We start from the raw sequence: 18,466 nt of genomic DNA on the forward strand, positions 1-18,466 counted from the left end.
ATTGACGGATCGTCTGCCGGGGCTTTGCTCTTGGTAAGTTCGGTCCATCAGCACTCCAAGCGCTCGGCACGGCCCGTCCCGAGGAGGCCGCATTGCGAGGATCCGTACCGGAGTCACGGCGGAACGCGAGAACCGGCAGACGAAGAAACCATCGGACCCGGATGTTCGGCGCGGTCGCCTCGGCGGCCCTGATCCTGCCGATGGTCACGGCCGGGCCGGCCGCCACGGCGGACAAGCCCGCCGCCGGCGCGCTCCAGCGGGAGTTCGCCCAGGCGGCCGCCCGGTATCACGTACCGGGCAGTGTGCTGCTCGCCGTCTCCTATCTGGAGTCCCGCTGGGACACCCATGGCGGTGCCCCCAGTGTCACCGCCGGCTATGGCCCGATGCATCTCACCGACGCCGCCACCGCCCTGGCCGGCGCCCCGCATCACAGCGACCCCGGCGAGGACGCCCGGGGTGATCTCGCCCGGCCGCGTGCCGCCGGCCGCAGCGCGGTGGCCGCCCCGGCCCCCGCGCCCGCCACCCTCCCGGCCCGGCTGCGCACCCTGGAGCGGGCCGCCGAACTGACCGGGCATTCCCCCAAGGAGCTGCGTACGAGCACCGCCGCCAACCTCCAGGGGGGCGCGGCCCTGCTGGCCGCCGAGCAGAAGCGTCTCGGCCTGCCGCCGAGCGGTGACGCCGCCGACTGGTACGCGGCGGTGGCCGGCTACTCCGGCGCCACCGACGCCGCCACGGCGGCCACCTTCGCCAATGACGTCTTCGACGTCATCCGCAAGGGACAGCGGCGCACCACCGACAGCCGCCAGGAGGTCGTCCTCCCCGCCACCCCCCGGGTCGCCCCCCGCACCGAGCAGCTACGACGGCTGGGGCTCGGCACGGTCCCGTCCAAGGGCACCGAGTGCCCGGCGTCGGTGGCCTGCGAGTCGATCCCGGCGCCGTACCAGCGGCTGGAGGGCAAGGACTACGGCAATCACGACCTCGCCGACCGGCCCAGGTCGCAGAAGGTCGACTTCATCGTCATCCATGACACCGAGGGGACATGGGAGACGACGATCAAGCTGATCAAGGACCCGGCGTATGTCTCCTGGAACTACACCGTGCGTTCCGGGGACGGCCATATCGCCCAGCACGTACCGACCAAGGACGTCGCCTGGCACGCGGGGAACTGGTACGTGAACGCCAAGTCCGTCGGCATCGAGCACGAGGGTTTCCTGGCCCAGCCCGACGCCTGGTACACCGAGGAGATGTACCGCACGTCGGCCCGGCTGGTGGGCTATCTGGCGGAGAAGCTGGACATCCCGCTGGACCGTCAGCACATCCTGGGCCACGACAACGTCCCCGGCACCGTTCCGTCGACCATCAAAGGCATGCACACCGACCCCGGCCCGTACTGGGACTGGGCGCACTACTTCGATCTGATGGGCCAGTCGTTCGAGGCGACCGGCAGCCCCTTCAGCGGGATGGTCACCATCGCGCCCGAGTACGAGGAGAACGAGCCGGCCTACACCGGGTGCGCCAAGCCGGGTGAGAAGTGCTCCCCGCACGGCTCGGGTGCGGTGCGGCTGCACACCGCCCCGCGCGAGGACGCCCCGCTGATCCAGGACATCGGTCTGCGGCCGGACGGCAGCCCGTCGACGACCGACGTCAACGACACGGGCGCCCGCGCCTCCACCGGACAGCAGTTCGCCGTGGCCGACCGGCAGGGAGGCTGGACGGCGATCTGGTACCTGGGGCAAAAGGCGTGGTTCCGTAACCCCTGGTGGGACCCGACGGCGGTGGGCGCCCACGGCCGGCTGGTCACCCCGAGGGAGGGCCTGGCCGAGATCCCGGTGTATGGGCGCGCCTACCCGGAGCAGGAGGCCTATCCGGCGGGCGTTCCGGTGCAGACCGTGACCCCGTTGCCGTACAAACTGCCCGCCGGGCAGTCGTACGCGCTGGGGGCGACCTCGCCCGGCGAGTATCTGTGGGCGGCGACCTTCGAGCCGGAGGGCCACCGGATCGTCCGGGGCAAGGACGTCTACTACGAGATCCAGTTCGGGCACCGGGTGGCCTTCGTCAAGGCCTCGGACGTGGAGATCCACTCCTCGAAGTGGTAGCGGCCCGGGAAGTGGTAGCGGCACGGCGGGAGCCCGGCACGCGACGGCGTGCCGGGCTCCGGTCGTTCATGGGGCCGGTGACGGTCCTAGCCGGCCTGGAACATCTCGGCCGGCAGCGGCTTCAGCAGCTGGTAGAGGTCGTCGGTGATCGGCCGGTCCCAGCTGGCGATGGTGACGAGGACGCCGTCGCTGCGGTCGAACTGGGTGCAGGAGATCCGGCTCTCGGAGCACTTCAGCCGGCGCACGATGAGGAGGTTGTCCTCGTGCATGACGGGCAGGTCCTCGGTCTCCACCACCTGGACCGGCTCGTCGTTGCCGAGCGCGGCCAGCAGCTGGGCCACCTCGAAGGGCACCTGGCCCTCGCCGAGCTCCCGGGCCGGGGAGCCCTCGGGCAGATTGCCGATGATCATCGCGGGGCCGCGGCCGCCGAACAGGTCGTAGCGGAGGAAGACTCCCTGGCAGCTGCCGTCGGGCGCGGGGAGCAGCCCGGCTCCGAGATCACCCGGCCAGTCACCGGGGTCCATGGCGAGGACGTCGAAGTCCGGCCCGGTGGGGGTGGCGGCGCTGCGGCGGCGGAGGAAGGACATGCTCACATCGTACGTGCCCGCCGCGGCGCCGCGGCGCCGGGAACCCGTCGGGCGGGTCCCTTCACCCGGAGCCGGCCGCTCCGGCGCGCCCCGGTCAGGTGAGGTCGAATTCCCCGGCCCGCGCGCTCACCATGAACGCCCGCCACTCCCCCGGTGAGAAGATCACCGCGGGGACGTCGGGGTCCCTGCGGTCCCGCAGGGCGATATAGCCCTCGACGAAGGCGATCTGGACGTTGCCCCGGCTTCCCCGGGCGCTCGACTGCCACGTGGCCGTGGCGAGGTCGAGGTCCGGCCTCACGTCGCCCACCAGTTGCTCGGTCGTGCTCTCCGCCACGTCCGTACCCCTTCCGGCTCGTCGTCGCCGCCCACACTAGCGAGCGCGGCCGGTGCCCGACAGGCCCCCGGATCCGGCCTCATCCGGTGGGCGGGCCGGCGGCGACGAGCCACATGGCGAAGAACTGGGCGCCGCCGCCGTAGGCGTGCCCGAGGGCCCTGCGCGCCCCGGGCACCTGGTGCTCGCCCGCCCCGCCGCGCACCTGGAGCGCGGCCTCGGCGAAGCGGAGCATGCCGGAGGCCCCGATGGGGTTGGTGGACAGGACGCCGCCCGAGGGGTTGACGGGGAGGTCGCCGTCCAGTTCGGTGGCGCCGGACTCGACGAGTTTCCAGCCCTCGCCCTCGGCGGCGAAGCCGAGGTTCTCCAGCCACATCGGCTCGTACCAGCTGAAGGGGACGTACAGCTCGGCGACGTCGATCTCCCGGCGGGGGTCGGTGATCCCGGCCCGGCGGTAGACGTCGGCGGCGCAGTCGCGGCCGGCGCGCGGCGAGACGAAGTCCTTGCCGGCGAAGAGGGTGGGTTCGCTGCGCATGGCCCCGCCGTGCACCCAGGCGGGCGGGTGCGGGGCGCGGGCGGCGCCCGCGCGGTCGGTGAGCACCATGGCGCAGGCCCCGTCGGAGGAGGGGCAGGTCTCCGAGTAGCGGATGGGGTCCCAGAGCATGGGCGAGGAGCGCACCGCCTCCAGGGTGAGGCCGTGCTCGTGGAGGTGGGCGTAGGGGTTCTTGAGGGCGTTGCGGCGGTCCTTGTGGGCGACGAGCGTGCCGGTGCCGGCGGGGGCGCCGGTGCGGCGGATGTACGCGCGGATGTGCGGGGCGAAGAAGCCGCCGGCGCCGGCCAGGAGGGGTGGCTGGAAGGGGACGGGCAGGGAGAGGCCCCACATGGCGTTGGACTCGGACTGCTTTTCGAAGGCCAGGGCGAGGACGGTCCGGTGGACGCGGGCGGCGACGAGGTTCGCGGCGACGAGGGCGGTGGAGCCGCCGACCGAGCCGGCGGTGTGGACGCGCAGGACGGGTTTGCCGACGGCGCCGAGGGCTTCGGCGAGGTGGAGCTCGGGCATCATGACGCCCTCGAAGAAGTCGGGGGCCTTGCCGATGACGACGGCTTCGACGTCGGTCCAGGCGAGGGCTGCGTCGTCGAGGGCGCGCCGGGCGGCTTCGCGGACGAGTCCGGCGAGGGAGACGTCCCGGCGGGCCGCGGCGTGCCGGGTCTGTCCTATGCCGACGACGGCCACGGGTTCCTTGTTCGTGCCGTTCACACGGTTCGTGCCGCTCACGAGGGTTCTCCTTCCAGCACGGCGGCTTCGAGCACGGCGACGAGATTCTGCTGGAGGCAGGGGCCGGAGGTGGCGTGGGCGAGGGCCCGGTGGGACTCGCCCCGGTGGATTCGGGCGGCTGCCTCGCCGATCCGCACGAGCCCGGCGGCCATGAGGGGGTGGGCGGCGAGGGCGCCGCCGGAGGGGTTGACGCGGACGTCGCCGGTGAGGCGGAGGGCCTTGCGCAGGATCACTTCCTGGGCAGTGAAGGGCGCGTGGAGTTCGGCGATGTCGACGGGCGCGTCGAAGGCTCCGGCTCGTTCGGCGGCCAGGCGGGTGGAGGGCGAGTCGGTGAGGTCGCGTCGGCCCGGGCTCTGGGGTTCGATCCGGTGGTCGATGCCGCGGATCCAGGCGGGCCGGGGGCACATCTGCCGGGCGCGGTTCCCGGCGGCGAGGACGACGGCCGCGGCGCCGTCGCTGACGGGCGGGCAGTCGCCGGTGCGCAGGGGGTGTACGACGTAGTCGCCCTGGGGGACGGCGCCGCGCAACTGGGCGTGGGGGTTGGTCGTGGCGGCAGCGCGGTTGCGGGCGGCGATGGCCGCGAGGGCGTCCTCGTCGGTCTCGCCGGCGTCGATGAGGGCCTGGGCCTGGAGGGCGGCGAGGGAGACGGAGTCGGGCCACAGGGGTGCCAGGTGGACGGGGTCGAGCTGGCGGGTGAGGACGTCGCGGATGTCGCCCGCGGAGGACTTCCCGTGGGCGTAGACGAGGGCGGTGTCCGCCTCGCCGGTGAGGATCTTCACCCAGGCCTCGTAAAGGGCCCAGGCCCCGTCCATCTCGACGTGGGACTCGGCGATCGGGGGCCAGGCGCCGACGCCGTCGAGGGTCTGGGTGAAGGAGAAGGGCCGTCCGGCGAGGTAGTCGCTGGAGCCGGAGCAGGTGAAGTCGGCCTCACCGGGGGCGAGTCCGGCCCGGTCGAGGACCTCGCGCAGGACGGGGAGGAGCAGTTCCGTCTCGGAGAGCTCGGGGGTGGCGCGGCGGTGGTCGCTCTGGGCGAAGGCGACGACGGCCACGTCGCGGGGGCGCGGCGTCACAGCGGCCTCCTGGTCACAGCAGCCTCTTGTAGGTGTCGTAGTCGGCGTCGGGTTCGCCGGTGGGCCGGTAGTGGTCGGGGTGGCGGTCGCCGTCGCGCCAGACGGGCTCGACGCGCAGCCCCATGCGCACCTGGTCGTAGGGGATGCCGGCGACGCGGCCGTGGAGGGCGAGGTCGGCGCCGTCGAGGGCGATGTGGGCGTAGACGTAGGGGACGTCGATGGCCAGGCCCTTGGCCTTGATGTTGACGACGCAGAAGGTGGTGACCGTGCCGCGGGGGCCGACGACGACTTGTTCGGTGGTGGCGACTCCGCAGGTGGGGCAGGCGCCGCGCGGCGGTACGTGGACCTTGTGGCAGCGGGGGCAGCGTTCGCCGGTGAGGCGGCGGCGGGCGAGGTCCCGGAGGTGGCGGGTCTGGGCGCGGCCGGGTGTGTAGGTGTAGTCGAGGCGGGCGGGGGCGGTGAGGGAGGTGACGGGGTCGGTGAACGTGCCGTGGTGCGGGGTGGCGTGTCCGGTCTCCGGCCCGTCGTACTGCTCGGCGTACGGCCCGTCGTCCGGTTCGAAGCAGGCGATGTCGGTGATGGCTCCGGTGCGCTGCCCGGCCCAGCGGACGCGGACGCGCATGCCGGTGCGGACGGCTTCGGGGCCCGGGGCGTCGAGGGCGTGGAGGAGGGCGGTGTCGGCGCCGTCGAGGTGTACGAGCACCCAGGCGAAGGGGGTCGCGAGGGGCTGGTTCGGGCGGGGGGCGGGGTTCCAGGCCCAGGTGGTGACCGTGCCGGTGGTGCCCACCTCGACGAGTTCGCGGAGGTCCTCGGCGGTGTCGGGGTCGTATTCGGCGGGCGGTACGAGCACGCGGCCGTCGTGGGCGCGGATGCCGAGGACGACGCGTTCGCGCAGGCCGGTGAGGAAGGCGCTCTGCACGGGGCCGAGGGAGCGGGTGAAGGGGAAGGAGACGACGAGGGGCGCGGTGAGGTGTTCCGGCATCGGTTCTCCTCCTCGTCAGGCGCGGCGGAAGACGGCGGGGCGTTTCTCGGCGAAGGCGCGGGCGCCTTCCTTGGCGTCGGCGGTGTCGAAGACGGGCCGGCCGCGTTCGAGTTCGAGGGCGAGGGCGTCGGGTTCGGGGAGGGCCGCGGCGTCGTAGGCGCAGGCCTTGACGGCCTCTACGGCGAGCGGCGCGTTGGCGTTGACGAGTGCGGCGGTCTCCAGGACCCGTTCGAGGGCGGTGCCGTCGGGGACGACGTGGCCGATGAGGCCGATGCGCTCGGCTTCGGCGGCGGTGTACGGGCGTCCGGTGAGCAGCATCTCCATGGCGTGGGTGTGGGGGATCTGGCGGGGCAGCCGGACGGTGGAGCCGCCGATGGGGAAGAGGCCGCGGCGGACCTCGAAGAGGCCGAAGACGGCTCCGCTGCCCGCGATGCGGATGTCGGTGCCCTGGAGGAGTTCGGTGCCGCCCGCGACGCAGGGGCCCTCGACGGCGGCGATCACGGGCTTGCGGGGCCGGTGGTGGCGGAGCATGGCCTTCCAGTGGAGGTCGGGGTCGGCCTTGAAGCGCTCGCGGACGGGGTCCTCCTCGTCCGGCCGCCGCTCGGCGAGCGCCTTGAGGTCCATGCCGGAGCAGAACGCGCCGCCCGCGCCGGTCAGGACGACCGAGCGGACGTCGTCGTCGGCGTCGGCGAGCAGCCAGGCGTCGTAGAGGCCGGCGAGCATCGGCAGTGACAGCGCGTTCCTCGCCTCCGGCCGGTCGAGGGTGAGGACGAGCGTGGCGCCGACGCGCTCCACGGTGAGGTGTTCGGTCCCGCCCATGGCGGACCTCCCGTCGTGATCTTCGCGATCTCGTGGTCGTGGCTGTGGTCATGAGGACCGGAACAGCGTGCAGGAGGCGGGGGCACGGTTCAATAGTTTTCTGACTGATCGTCAGATTTCTTGGGTCACGGCCCTTCCGGTCGACACCCCCCGGCGCTCTAATGACCGCCGTGGACTACAACCTCGCGGATCTCCTCGAATCGGTCGTGGACGTGGTCCCCGCCCGGGAGGCCCTGGTCCGGCTCGACCTCCCCGGCGGCGGCGCCGAACGCCGGCTGACGTACACGGAGCTCGACACGGCGGCGGACCGGCTCGCCGGTCACCTCCTCGACAGCGGCGTCGGCCCCGGCGACCACGTGGGGCTCCACCTCTACAACGGCGTGGCGTACGTGCAGACGCTCTGGGCCTGCCTGAAGATCCGGGCCGTGCCGGTCAACGTCAACTACCGCTACGTCGAGGACGAGCTGGCCTACCTCTACCGTGACGCGGACCTGGTCGCGCTGGTCTTCGACGCCTCCTTCACCGCGCGGGTCACGGCGGCCCTCCCCCGGTCCGGGGGACGGCTGCGCCACCTCGTCCGGGTGGGAACGCCGTCCGCCGACGCCCCCGAACCGGCCATCGCCCCAGTGGACTTCGCCGAGGCCGAGGCGTCCGTCACGACCGTGCGCGACGCCGTCGGACCGCGCTCGGGCGACGACCGGTTCATCATCTACACCGGCGGCACCACCGGTATGCCCAAGGGCGTGGTGTGGCGGCAGGAGGACCTTTTCTTCTCCGGGCTCGGCGGGGGCGCGCCGACGGGCGAGCCGGTGAAGCGGCCGGAGGAGGTGGCCGAGCGCGTCGCGGCGGGCGGGGAGGGCCTGGTCTTCTTCCCCACCGCGCCGCTGATGCACGGCACGTCCACCCTCACCGCGCTCATCGCCCACCTCCTCGGGCAGAAGGTGGTCCTGCACCGCAAGTTCATGCCCGAGGAAGCTCTGCGCACGATCGCCCGGGAGCGGGTCACCAATGTCTCCCTGGTCGGCGACGCGATGCTGCGGCCGCTCACGGAGACCCTGGCCGGGCCGCTGCGGGGGACCGACTGCTCGTCGCTGATCGGCGTCAGCAGCTCGGGTGCCGTGCTGTCGGAGGCCGTGCGCGAGCGGTTCGCGGAACTGCTGCCCGGGGTGCGGATCGTCAACAACTTCGGCTCCTCCGAGTCGGGTTTCAACGGCACCGCCACCGAGGACTCCGGCCCCGAGCGGGGCTTCCGGCTGCGCGTCAACGACCGTACGGCCGTGGTGGACCCGGTGACCCACCGGCCGGTCGCCCCGGGCGTGCCGGGCCGTATCGCCCAGCGCGGGCACGTGCCGCTCGGTTACCACAACGACCCGGCGAAGACGGCCGAGACCTTCTTCACAGTCGGCGGCGAGCGCTGGGTGCTGCTCGGCGACATGGCGACCGTGGACGCCGACGGGGTGGTGACCGTCCTGGGGCGCGGCTCCCAGTGCATCAACACGGGCGGCGAGAAGGTCTTCCCGGAGGAGGTCGAGCAGGTCCTCAAGGCCCATCCGGCCGTCTACGACGTGCTGGTCACGGGCGTTGCCGACGCCCGCTGGGGCCAGCGCGTCACGGCGGTCGTCCAGCCCCGGGAGGGGACGGCGCCCCCGACCCTGGAAGCGCTCCAGACGCACTGCCGGGCGCGGCTGGCGGGGTACAAGGTGCCGCGGGGGCTCGTCCTGACGGAACGGGTCGAACGCTCGCCAAGCGGCAAGGCTGACTACCGCTGGGCCCGGGCGGTGGCGGAGCGGGGATCCGGGGCCTGAGCGTCGCGGCCCCGCCGGCACGAACGGAGATCGGGGGCCTGAACGTCGCGCCCCGCCGACGCGGGCGGCGGGGCCCGTCGGGCGTGGGCAGTGAGGACCCGTCGGACGTGGGCGGCCGGGCCCGACCCATCCCACACCGTCTCTTGGGCCGCCGGACACCTCGGATGCGGCGGGCGGTCACCCCAGCGCCCTTCACTGAACCCGCCCTTCCCTTTTCCCCCGGTCCCAGGAGATCCCATGACTCCCCTGACCCGTCGCGGCTTCCTCGGCGCGGCCGCCGCCACCGGCGCGGCCACGGCCCTGAGCTCGGCGCTGCCCGCGTCGCTCCAGCAGGCGATGGCGGCCACCTCCCCCGCCGGCACGCTCGACGACGTCGCCCATGTCGTCATCCTGATGCAGGAGAACCGTTCCTTCGATCACTACTTCGGCACCCTCAAGGGCGTACGCGGCTTCGGCGACCGCTCCTCGCTCCGCTTCCCGGGCGGCTCCGACGTCCTCAGACAGACGACGCTCGGCCCGCTCGGCGGAAGCGTGGTGCGGCCCTGGCACCTGGACACGGCCACCACCGACGCCCAGCGGGTCCGCGACCTCGACCACGGCTGGTCCGGAACCCACCGCGCCTGGAACAGCGGCCGCTACGACAACTGGATCCCCGCCAAGAGCGCCTGGACCATGGGGTACTACCGGCGCGAGGACATCCCGTTCCAGTTCGCGCTGGCCGAGGCGTTCACCATCTGCGACCAGTACTTCTGCTCCGTCCAGGGCCCCACCAACCCCAACCGGCTCTACCAGTGGACGGGGACCGTCGACCCGGGCGGCAAGCAGGGCGGGCCCGTCACCGACAACTCCGAGAAGGGCTACTCCTGGACGACCTATCCCGAACGCCTGGAGGCGGCCGGGATCTCCTGGCGCGTCTACCAGCAGCAGGACAACTACGACGACAACCCCCTGGCCTGGTTCACCCGGTTCCGCGCCGCGAAGCCCGGCTCGTCCCTGTACGACAACGGCATGCTGCGCCGCCCCGCCGACGCCTTCGCCCAGGACGTCGCGGCGGGCCGGCTCCCGGCGGTCAGCTGGGTCGTCGCTCCCGAGAACCAGTCCGAGCACCCCGCCTACCCGCCCGCGTACGGCGCCGACTTCACCGCGAAGTACGTCTTGGAGTCGCTGGCCGCCCACCCCGAGGTCTGGGCCAGGACGGTGGTGTTCCTCAACTTCGACGAGAACGACGGCTTCTTCGACCACGTGGCCCCGCCGGTCCCCCCGGCCGGCACGCCGGACGAGTTCGTGGGCGGCGCGCCGATCGGGCTGGGGCCACGGGTGCCGATGACGGTGATCTCGCCGTGGAGCCGGGGCGGACACGTCCACTCGGAGGTCCTCGACCACACCTCGCCCCTGCGGTTCCTGGAGAACTGGACGGGCGTCAAGGAGCCCAACATCTCCGCGTGGCGGCGCACCGTCTGCGGCGACCTGATGAACGCCTTCGACTTCGCCTCGAAGAACGTCTCCTTCCCCGCGCTGCCGGACACCACCGCGCTCGTCGCCGCCTGCGACCGGCAGCACTCCCTCCCCGAGGCCCGGCCCCCGGCCGACCAGCCGCAGCCGACGCAGGAGCCCGGCACCCGGCCCGCCCGCCGCACGGGCTACGGCTTCGACACCACGTCCTGGACCGACACCGCCACGGGCAGACTGTGGTTCAAGGTGGTCAACACCGGCTCGCTCGGTGCCGGTTTCAGCGCCTACACGGTCAATTACCGCGCTTATGCGGCATGGCACTACACGGTCCCGGTGGGCGGCGGGGCGAGCGACTACTTCAGCGCCCTGACCTACGGCGGCGGGAAGTACGACGTCGACCTGCACGGCCCCGACGGCTATCTGCGCGGCTTCAAGGGCGACGTACGCACCTGGTCGGACGGCACGAAGGGGCACCCGGAGGCCGCCGTGACCCCCGACCCCGCCACGCCCGGTTCGCTGCGCCTCACGCTCACCAACGGCGGCGGCGCACCGGTCGTCTTCACGGTCTCCGACGGGCAGCGGGTCACCGTGGCGGCGGGCGGGAGCGCCCGGCTGACGCTGACGGCGGAGCAGGACGGCGGCTACGACCACAGCGTCACGGCCGACGTGGGCGACGGCTTCGAGCGCCGCTTCGCGGGGCGCGTCCACGCCTGACGCCCTCGGGCCCCGCCGCGAGGGCGCGTGAGGGAACCGATGACGGCTCCCTGCGCGCCCTCGCGTTCCGCGCTCCCGGCCACCGCCGTGGACGGACCGAGTGGGGCGGGCTCACGCCGAACCGGCGATGCGCGAGGGAACGACGAGTGTGTCGCCGGGGTCAGCGGCATCGGCGGGCGTTGAGCCGGGCGGCCTGTCGGGTCAGGTGGTCGCGTTCGGCGAGGTTGGGGGCCTTGTGGGCCGCCTCGGCGTACAGCCGTGCCGCCGTCGCCAGGTCGCCGTCGCGCTCGTGGAGGTACGCCGCCACCGCGGCGTGGCGGGGCAGTGAGGTGTCCAGCGCCGCGAGTGCCGCCAGGCCGGCGCGCGGTCCGTCGGCCTCGCCGACGGCCACCGCGCGGTTGAGCCGGACGACGGGGTTGTCGGTCAGGCGCGTGAGCTCGTCGTACCACTCGACGATCTGCGTCCAGTCGGTCTCCTCGGCGGTGGGCGCGTCGGCGTGGAGGGCCGCGATGGCGGCCTGGGCCTGGAACTCGCCCAGCCGGTCGCGGGCGAGGGCCGCCTGGAGGATCGCGACGCCCTCGGCGATCAGCGCGGTGTCCCACCGGCCGCGGTCCTGCTCTGCGAGCGGTACCAGGCTGCCGTCGGGCGCGGTCCGGGCGGCGCGCCGGGCGTGGTGGAGCAGCATGAGCGCGAGCAGCCCCGCCGCCTCGGGGTGGTCGATGGCGGCCGCGAGCTGCCGGGTGAGCCGGATGGCCTCGGCGGCGAGGTCGACGTCGCCCGAGTAGCCCTCGTTGAAGACCAGGTAGAGGACGCGCAGCACGGTGGCGACGTCGCCGGGCCGGTCGAGGCGCGCGCCGGAGACCGTGCGCTTGGCCCGGCTGATGCGCTGCGCCATGGTCGTCTCGGGTACCAGGTAGGCCTGGGCGATCTGGCGGGTGGTGAGCCCGCCGACGGCGCGCAGTGTGAGCGCGACCGCGGACGAGGGCGTCAGTGACGGGTGGGCGCACAGGAAGTAGAGCTGGAGCGTGTCGTCCACCGCGGGCGCGGGGCCGGGCGCCGGTTCCTCGTCGAGGAGGTCCTCGCGCCGGCGGCGGGCGGTGTCCGCCCGTATCGCGTCGAGGAACTTGCGCCAGGCCACGGTGACCAGCCAGCCCTTCGCGTCCCGCGGAGGGTCGGCGGGCCAGACGCGGACCGCCTCGACGAGCGCGTCCTGCACGGCGTCCTCGGCCGCCGCGAAGTCGGCTCCGCGGCGGACGAGGATGGCGAGCACGCTCGGCGTGAGGCTCCGGAGCAGGGCCTCGTCCATCGGTGAGGTCACTCCGTGATGGTGGGCGGGCAGGCCAGGAACGGGCGCAGCTCCAGCCACTCGTGGATCGGCTTCCCGCCCGCCCCGGGGGCGGCCGACAGTTCCCCGGCCAGCGCGACGGCGCGCTCGTAGCTGTCGACGTCGATCACCATCCAGCCGGCGATGAGGTCCTTGGTCTCGGCGAACGGGCCGTCGGTGACCGGCGGGCGCCCCTCACCGTCGTAGCGGACCCACGTCCCCTCGGGGGCGAGCGCCTGGCCGTCGACGAACTCGCCGGTCTTCTCGAGCCGGGCCGCGAAGTCGTTCATGTACTGCACGTGTGCCGAGATCTCCTCCGGCGTCCACTGGTCCATGGGCACGTCGTTGACGCAGGCCGGGGCGCCGCGGTAGTGCTTGAGCAGCAAGTACTTGGCCATCGTGTTTCTCCTCGCTGGTGCGGCCCATTGTGGTCGCGTTCATTGCGGGGACGGAGCCGGTCACGGGTTCTCGACATCGCCGTCCGACTTTTTTTGGGCTCTCGTGGACGGGACGAGCCTGTCGGTGAGCCGTCCCGGCGCGGGACTTTCCGTGTCCAACGAACGGCGCCGGGAGCGGGTGCGTGTCAATCCTCGTCCTCGGCGCCCTCGACGGCATCCGGTCTCGGAAGGGGCGCGGGCCCCGGCGCTCCGGCCCAGCGCTTCACCACGGGACGGTCTCGCCGTGGAGGTCCAGGAACTGAAGGCCGGGGGCGCCGGTCTGCGCTTCGAGGACGTCGGCGACGGCCGGGATGCTCTCCTGGGGGTCGAGTGGAGCGTCGGGTCCGCCGAGCTCGGTCCGGTTGTGGCCGGGGTCGATGAGCAGCTTGGTGTGTCCGTCGTCGGCGTGGCGGGTGGCGTAGCTGCGCATCAGCTGGTTGAGCGCGGCCTTGCTGGCCTTGTAGAGCTCGTAGCCGCCGTCGGTGTTCCGCGAGATGCTGCCCTGGTCGGAAGACATGACGGCGACGGTTCCGCCGGGCGCGACGAGTCCGCGGAGGGTCTCAAGGGCGCGCAGCGGACTCAACGCGTTGGTGGTCATCACCTCGGTGAACACGTCGGTCGAGACCTCGTGGATCGGCAGGTTCCCCCGGTTGATCGCGGCGTTGACGAAGAGCAGATCGAGCCGACGGCCTTCCAGTCGCTCGCGGAGCGCGGCCAGCTCTTCCGAGCTTGTCATCTCCAGCGATTCGATCTCCAGCCGGCCGTTCGAGGCATCGGCGTTCGCTTGCAGTTCGCCGCCGTTCCGGCGCGTCGTGGCGATGACGTGCCAGCCGCGTCGAGCCAGTTCGCCGGCGAGTACGAGTCCTAACCCTCGGGAGGCTCCGATGACGAGGGCCGTGCGGTTGGAGGTGGTCGACATGCTCACTCCTTCGCAGTGGGGAAATTTAGATTAGACGCACCGTTGCGTCTATACAACACCCGCGGGGCTACTGCCGGGTATGGTGTCTCGCATGCCTTCAGCCAGCCCTCAGCCCCGCAGGCCGCGCTCCGGCAGCCGGCGCGACGAGGCCGCGCGGCTCGCTGTGCTCCACGCCGCGGACGATCTGCTCGCCGAACACGGCTTCGGCGCCCTGACCGTCGAGGCGATCGCGCGCCGCGCCGGCGTCGCCAAGCAGACGATCTACCGCTGGTGGCCCTCGAAGGTCGAGATCCTCCTCGACACACTCATCGAGGACAGCGGCAAACACCTTCCCGTCCCGACGGAGAAGCCCACGGCGGAGAGCATCCGTGGCTACCTCCGCGACTTCGCGCGATTCCTCACCGGCGACCCCGCCGGCAAGGTCCTGCTCGCGCTCATCGCCGAGGCGCAGCACGATCCCGGCACGGCCGAGAGCTTTCACCAGCGCTATCTCGGCCCGCGTCGTGACCAGGAACGGGACATGCTCGCGCGCGGAATCGACGCCGGCGAGATCTCGCCCGTTCTCGGCCCCGACGCCACGATCGACGCCCTTGTCGGCCCGATCGTCTACCGCGCCCTGACGGGGGCGAGCATCCCCAGCGGCCTGGTGGACGCTCTTGTCGAAAACCTGCTCAGGCCCCGCTCGATTTGACGGTCCGCTCTGCCCGTGTGACTTCAGGCGCCGCTGAGGCTCGTAAACGCATCCGAACGGATGAAGGACACGACCGGGCCTCGGCCGGTGAAGGCAACCGTTCGCACCCTGACGCATAGTGTCGGACCGGGCGGTCGGCAGGGCGGAGGATCTCCTCGCGCACCGCGGACCAGGGACCGCGCTCGGGGAGTGAATCGTTGCGGCACCAAGACGTAGTGGTCACCGGAGTGGGCCTGGTCACGGCGGCGGGTATGGGTGTGCCCGCCACCTGGCAGGGCCTGCTCTCCGGCGTCTCCACCGCGGCCACCGACCCCGATCTGGCCGGGCTGCCGACGGACTTCTCGTGCCGGGTTCCCGGCTTCGACGTCGGCGTCCTGCTCGGGCGGCGATCGGCGGCCCGTCTGGACCGGTTCACGGCGATGGCCGTTCTTGCCGCGCGCGAGGCGGTCGCCGACGCGCGCCTGGTTCCACGGGAGTGGCCGGCGGCGCGGGCGGGGGTGGTGGTGGGCACCGGCAACGGGTCGCTCGAGCGCTACGTCCCGGAGGTCGTGAAAATCGCCGACCGAAGGTGGCGGCGGTCATGGCGAGGTTGGCCGCGATGGCCTTGAGCGGGAGCACCAGACTGCGGAAGGCGATCACAAGGCAGCAGAACGCTCCGGTCAGCAGGCAGGTGGCGACCGTGAGGACGCTGTCACCGATCAGCGCGCGCTGGTCGGCGAGTGCGACGGCGGCACCGCCCACCGGGGCGGCCTGTCCGGGCGGCAGGGTTCGGGGCAGGATCCGGTGGCGCAGCCGTTCGACCAGGGCGGCGGTGGGGTCGGCGTCGATCGCGGTACGGGGGAGCACCAGCACCACGGTGGTGTCCCGGGCGTTGTCGATCGGGACGCTCACCGCGATGTCCGGGTCGGTGTGGAGGGCGTCCATCAGCGCGGGCAGTCCCTCGACGACCGGCGTGCCGGGATGGGGAAGCGCCACCAGGACGGTGGCCGCCGCTCCTGCCGCGCCGTGGGTTTCCAGTGTGCGCAGGGCCGTGCCGGCGGGCGTGCCGGCCAGGGCGCCGCGGTCGAAGTCGAAGCCGGTGCGCAGCCCCGCGGCCGGCCAGGCGGCCACGGCCAGGACGGCCGGCGCCGCCAGGACGTAGCGCCCCGGACGGCGCATCAGCTGCCGGGCCCATCGCTCCCAGCCGCCGGGCGCGGTGCCGCGGTCGGCGCCGGGGACCGGCCGGGGAGCCGCCACCGCCTGTGGCCACTGCGCCAGACAGGCGGGCAGTAGGGTCACGGTGGCCAGGAGGGCCGCGGCCGTGACGGCCATGGCGCCCAGGGCGCAGCCGCGTACGAGGGGCATGCCGACCACCAGCAGGCTGGCGGCGCCGGTCATCACGGTCAGGGCGGAGTACGCGACCGTCCGGCCCGCCGTGGTGACGGCGGCCACCGCCGCCCGCGGCCCGTCGGCACCGGCGGCCAGGTGTTCGCGAAAGCGCATGAGCAGCAGCAACGCGTAGTCCAACCCCACGCCCAGGCCGAGGGCGGACGTGGTCGCCGCGGTGAACAGGTCGACCGAGACACCGGGGAGGTGGCCGAGCAGGGCCAGGGTGACCGCGACCGTGGCACCGGAGACCAGGAGCGACAGCGCGGCCGGCGCCGGGCGCCGCAGCACGAGGAGCAGTGCCAGGCAGGCCACCGACAGGGCCAGGGCGTCGGCCAGCCGCAAGGAGGGCGCCAGTTTCTCCTGCATCTGTGTGGCGGCCGCCGTGACACTCAGCAGATTGGCGCTCACGGCCTGGCCGGACGCCTGCCCGGCGGCGTTCGCGAAGGCCTTCTGCTGCGCGACGGCCCACACCTGGCGCTACTTCGCGCTGCCGGTGAGCCCGACCAGGCGGTAGGCGGTGTGCCCGGCTCGCCCGTCCGGCACCGGCAACGGCATCGGCATCGGCATCGGCAGATCACTCACGCCGGCGATTCCGGGCTGGGCGGCCAGCGCCCTCGTTCAGACCTGTCAAGGACACACCGCGTCCGAGGCGCCCGTGGTCGTCTCTCCGCCCCTGGGCCGCCGCCCGCTGCGGACCGAAGTGCGCGGCACGCTGCTGCTCGACCACTGCGTCTCACCCGACGGCACCGCCGCCGGCCTACGCTCGGCCGAGGTCGTCCTGCGGATGTCCGGCCTGGCGAGCTGCAACGGCGTCAGGGACGTGACCGGCAGCGGACGTGTGACCTGGTACCGGACGGCGTACCGCGGGGGACCGCCCTGGGGAACCTCCGAACTCGGCGTCGCCGCACGCGTCGACGACTGGTCGGCCGCCGGCCCCCTGCCCACCATCCAGGTCCGCTCCGGACCGCTGTCCGGGCACACCGTCACCGTCGGCACCGTGGGCACGCCGCGCATGATGCACTGCTCCACCCAGGGCGTCGGCTCACTCGCGGGCTCCTTCCGGGTGTCCGTACGCCGCTGACCCACGGGGACGCCACTGGCCCATGGGGCGGACGGCCCTCACGGGCGCGGCCGCGGCCTCAGGACCTCTTGACTCCCGGCTGTGACCCTGGATACTTGATCCCATCGAATCTACCGAACGATCGGTCGGGTACTCGGGGTCACGACGGGGCAGGGGGAGACGATGACGGACGCGCGTGCGCATTCACGGGCGGATTCACCGGCGGACTCGTGGGACGCGGCGGAGCGGATGTCGCGCGGGGAGCTGGAGGCGCTCCAGCGGGAGCGCCTGCGCGCCACGCTCCAGCATGTCTACGACAACGTCCCCTTCTATCGGCAGGCGTTCGACGCCGCCGGGCTGCGCCCGGAGGACTGCCGGACGCCGGCCGATCTCGCCCGCTTCCCCTTCACCACCAAGGCGGATCTGCGCGCGCAGTACCCGTTCGGCATGTTCGCGGTGGAGCGGTCGCGGATCCGGCGGCTGCACGCCTCCAGCGGCACCACGGGCACCCCGACCGTCGTCGGCTACACCGAGCGCGATCTGGATGTCTGGGCCGACGTGGTGGCCCGTTCCCTCCGCGCGGCCGGTGTCCGGCCCGGTGACACGGTCCATGTGGCCTACGGTTACGGTCTGTTCACCGGCGGGCTCGGCGCCCACTACGGAGCCGAGCGGCTCGGCTGTACGGTCGTCCCCGCCTCCGGTGGCATGACCGCCCGCCAGGTCCGGCTGATCCACGACCTGCGCCCCGAGGTCATCATGGTGACCCCCTCGTACATGCTCACGCTGCTCGACGAGTTCGAGCGCCAGGGCATCGATCCCCGGAGCACCAGCCTCCGCGTCGGCGTATTCGGCGCCGAGCCCTGGACCGAGGAGATGCGCCGCGAGATCGAGGAGCGCTTCGCGATCGACGCCGTCGACATCTACGGGCTCTCCGAGGTGATCGGCCCCGGCGTCGCGCAGGAGTGCGTGGAGACCAAGGACGGCCCGCATCTGTGGGAGGACCACTTCTACCCGGAGATCGTCGACCCGGTCACCGGCGAGCCCCTGCCCGACGGCGCCCACGGGGAGCTGGTCCTCACCTCGCTCACCAAGGAGGCCATGCCCCTCGTCCGCTACCGGACCCGCGACCTCACCCGGCTGCTGCCGGGCACCGCCCGGCCCGCCTTCCGGCGCATGGAGCGGATCACCGGCCGCTGCGACGACATGATCGTGCTGCGCGGGGTCAATCTCTTCCCCTCGCAGATCGAGGAGATCGTGCTGGACGTCGCCGGCGTCGCACCCCACTTCCAGCTGCGGCTGACCCGCGAGGGCCGGCTGGACCGCCTCACGGTCCGCGCCGAAGCACGGCCGGACGCGACGCAGGAACGGCGCGCGGCGGCCGCCGTGGAGCTGGAGCGGCGGATCAGGGACGGCATCGGGGTGACGGCGGGCGTGGAGATAGTGGATCCCGAGACCCTGGAGCGGTCCCTGGGCAAGCTCAAACGGATCGTCGACGAACGCCCCAAGTGACACTGCGGAGAAGGAGGTCAACCGCG

16 protein-coding genes and 1 pseudogene are annotated in these 18,466 nt (G+C 72.9%); 7 read left to right on the top strand and 10 right to left on the bottom strand.

Going from position 1 to position 18,466, the window contains the following annotated elements; genetic code table 11:
* Positions 1-161 precede the first annotated feature (161 nt).
* Positions 162-2,096: an N-acetylmuramoyl-L-alanine amidase gene (locus RM609_RS02695; protein ID WP_311607537.1), complete on the top strand. Its 1,935-nt coding sequence runs from the start codon at positions 162-164 to the stop codon at positions 2,094-2,096.
* A gap of 86 nt (positions 2,097-2,182) precedes the next feature.
* On the opposite strand, the gene RM609_RS02700 is transcribed toward RM609_RS02695, so the two are convergent.
* From RM609_RS02700 to RM609_RS02725, 6 genes are all read right to left on the bottom strand, one after another.
* Positions 2,183-2,683 carry a hypothetical protein gene (locus RM609_RS02700; RefSeq protein WP_311607539.1) on the bottom strand — a complete coding sequence of 167 codons (501 nt, stop codon included), beginning with the start codon at positions 2,681-2,683 and terminating at the stop codon, positions 2,183-2,185.
* 94 nt (positions 2,684-2,777) lie between these two features.
* Positions 2,778-3,017, bottom strand: a complete 240-nt coding sequence (locus RM609_RS02705) for a DUF397 domain-containing protein (protein ID WP_311607541.1) — start codon at positions 3,015-3,017, stop codon at positions 2,778-2,780.
* A gap of 79 nt (positions 3,018-3,096) precedes the next feature.
* On the bottom strand, positions 3,097-4,290 hold the full coding sequence (locus RM609_RS02710) for a thiolase family protein (protein ID WP_311607543.1): 1,194 nt from the start codon (positions 4,288-4,290) through the stop codon (positions 3,097-3,099).
* Entirely contained in the window at positions 4,287-5,360 is a 1,074-nt protein-coding gene (locus tag RM609_RS02715; protein WP_311607545.1) for a thiolase family protein, read from the bottom strand. Before RM609_RS02715 ends, RM609_RS02710 begins: the two co-directional genes overlap by 4 nt.
* 13 nt (positions 5,361-5,373) lie before the next feature.
* Positions 5,374-6,342 carry an OB-fold nucleic acid binding domain-containing protein gene (locus tag RM609_RS02720; protein ID WP_311607546.1) on the bottom strand — a complete coding sequence of 323 codons (969 nt, stop codon included), beginning with the start codon at positions 6,340-6,342 and terminating at the stop codon, positions 5,374-5,376.
* Between the two features lie 15 nt (positions 6,343-6,357).
* The gene (locus tag RM609_RS02725) at positions 6,358-7,161 is read right to left on the bottom strand and encodes a crotonase/enoyl-CoA hydratase family protein (RefSeq protein WP_311607548.1); all 804 of its coding nucleotides are present in this window, start codon (positions 7,159-7,161) and stop codon (positions 6,358-6,360) included.
* 170 nt (positions 7,162-7,331) lie between these two features.
* Between RM609_RS02725 and RM609_RS02730 the strand changes: the two genes are divergently transcribed.
* On the top strand, positions 7,332-8,966 hold the full coding sequence (locus RM609_RS02730) for an acyl-CoA synthetase (protein ID WP_311607550.1): 1,635 nt from the start codon (positions 7,332-7,334) through the stop codon (positions 8,964-8,966).
* Positions 8,967-9,203: 237 nt separating this feature from the next.
* Entirely contained in the window at positions 9,204-11,132 is a 1,929-nt protein-coding gene (locus tag RM609_RS02735; RefSeq protein WP_311607552.1) for a phosphocholine-specific phospholipase C, read from the top strand.
* A gap of 160 nt (positions 11,133-11,292) precedes the next feature.
* Here RM609_RS02735 and RM609_RS02740 read toward each other — a convergent pair whose 3' ends face one another.
* The 3 genes from RM609_RS02740 to RM609_RS02750 form a co-directional block, all read right to left on the bottom strand.
* The gene (locus RM609_RS02740) at positions 11,293-12,438 is read right to left on the bottom strand and encodes an RNA polymerase sigma factor (protein WP_311607657.1); all 1,146 of its coding nucleotides are present in this window, start codon (positions 12,436-12,438) and stop codon (positions 11,293-11,295) included.
* An 8-nt stretch (positions 12,439-12,446) separates the two neighbouring features.
* Positions 12,447-12,854: a YciI family protein gene (locus tag RM609_RS02745; protein ID WP_311607554.1), complete on the bottom strand. Its 408-nt coding sequence runs from the start codon at positions 12,852-12,854 to the stop codon at positions 12,447-12,449.
* Positions 12,855-13,116: 262 nt separating this feature from the next.
* Complete coding sequence (locus RM609_RS02750) at positions 13,117-13,812, bottom strand: SDR family NAD(P)-dependent oxidoreductase (RefSeq protein WP_311607555.1); 696 nt, start codon at positions 13,810-13,812, stop codon at positions 13,117-13,119.
* A 91-nt stretch (positions 13,813-13,903) separates the two neighbouring features.
* On the opposite strand from RM609_RS02750, the gene RM609_RS02755 reads away from it, so the two are divergent.
* Both RM609_RS02755 and RM609_RS02760 read left to right on the top strand, forming a co-directional pair.
* Positions 13,904-14,503 carry a TetR/AcrR family transcriptional regulator gene (locus tag RM609_RS02755; protein WP_311607557.1) on the top strand — a complete coding sequence of 200 codons (600 nt, stop codon included), beginning with the start codon at positions 13,904-13,906 and terminating at the stop codon, positions 14,501-14,503.
* Positions 14,504-14,754: 251 nt separating this feature from the next.
* Positions 14,755-15,111, top strand: coding sequence for a beta-ketoacyl synthase N-terminal-like domain-containing protein (locus tag RM609_RS02760; RefSeq protein ID WP_311607659.1), 357 nt, complete (start codon positions 14,755-14,757; stop codon positions 15,109-15,111).
* Positions 15,112-15,658: 547 nt separating this feature from the next.
* Here RM609_RS02760 and RM609_RS02765 read toward each other — a convergent pair.
* A pseudogene (locus RM609_RS02765) lies at positions 15,659-16,342 on the bottom strand (MMPL family transporter); the annotation flags it as partial.
* Between the two features lie 184 nt (positions 16,343-16,526).
* Here RM609_RS02765 and RM609_RS02770 point away from each other — a divergent pair.
* Entirely contained in the window at positions 16,527-16,952 is a 426-nt protein-coding gene (locus RM609_RS02770; protein ID WP_311607560.1) for a hypothetical protein, read from the top strand.
* A 162-nt stretch (positions 16,953-17,114) separates the two neighbouring features.
* Positions 17,115-18,440: a phenylacetate--CoA ligase PaaK gene (paaK, locus tag RM609_RS02775; RefSeq protein ID WP_311607562.1), complete on the top strand. Its 1,326-nt coding sequence runs from the start codon at positions 17,115-17,117 to the stop codon at positions 18,438-18,440.
* Positions 18,441-18,466: the final 26 nt, after the last annotated feature.

The organism is Streptomyces hesseae (assembly GCF_031845785.1).
GTDB classification, from domain to species: domain Bacteria; phylum Actinomycetota; class Actinomycetes; order Streptomycetales; family Streptomycetaceae; genus Streptomyces; species Streptomyces hesseae.

Coding starts and splice junctions, on each gene's coding strand:
- RM609_RS02695 (WP_311607537.1), top strand. CDS start 162: ATGTTCGGCGCGGTCGCCTCGGCGGCCCTGATCCTGCCGATGGTCACG.
- RM609_RS02700 (WP_311607539.1), bottom strand. CDS start 2,683: ATGTCCTTCCTCCGCCGCCGCAGCGCCGCCACCCCCACCGGGCCGGAC.
- RM609_RS02720 (WP_311607546.1), bottom strand. CDS start 6,342: ATGCCGGAACACCTCACCGCGCCCCTCGTCGTCTCCTTCCCCTTCACC.
- RM609_RS02725 (WP_311607548.1), bottom strand. CDS start 7,161: ATGGGCGGGACCGAACACCTCACCGTGGAGCGCGTCGGCGCCACGCTC.
- RM609_RS02735 (WP_311607552.1), top strand. CDS start 9,204: ATGACTCCCCTGACCCGTCGCGGCTTCCTCGGCGCGGCCGCCGCCACC.
- RM609_RS02740 (WP_311607657.1), bottom strand. CDS start 12,438: ATGGACGAGGCCCTGCTCCGGAGCCTCACGCCGAGCGTGCTCGCCATC.
- RM609_RS02745 (WP_311607554.1), bottom strand. CDS start 12,854: ATGGCCAAGTACTTGCTGCTCAAGCACTACCGCGGCGCCCCGGCCTGC.
- RM609_RS02750 (WP_311607555.1), bottom strand. CDS start 13,812: ATGTCGACCACCTCCAACCGCACGGCCCTCGTCATCGGAGCCTCCCGA.
- RM609_RS02755 (WP_311607557.1), top strand. CDS start 13,904: ATGCCTTCAGCCAGCCCTCAGCCCCGCAGGCCGCGCTCCGGCAGCCGG.
- RM609_RS02760 (WP_311607659.1), top strand. CDS start 14,755: ATGGGTGTGCCCGCCACCTGGCAGGGCCTGCTCTCCGGCGTCTCCACC.
- paaK (WP_311607562.1), top strand. CDS start 17,115: ATGACGGACGCGCGTGCGCATTCACGGGCGGATTCACCGGCGGACTCG.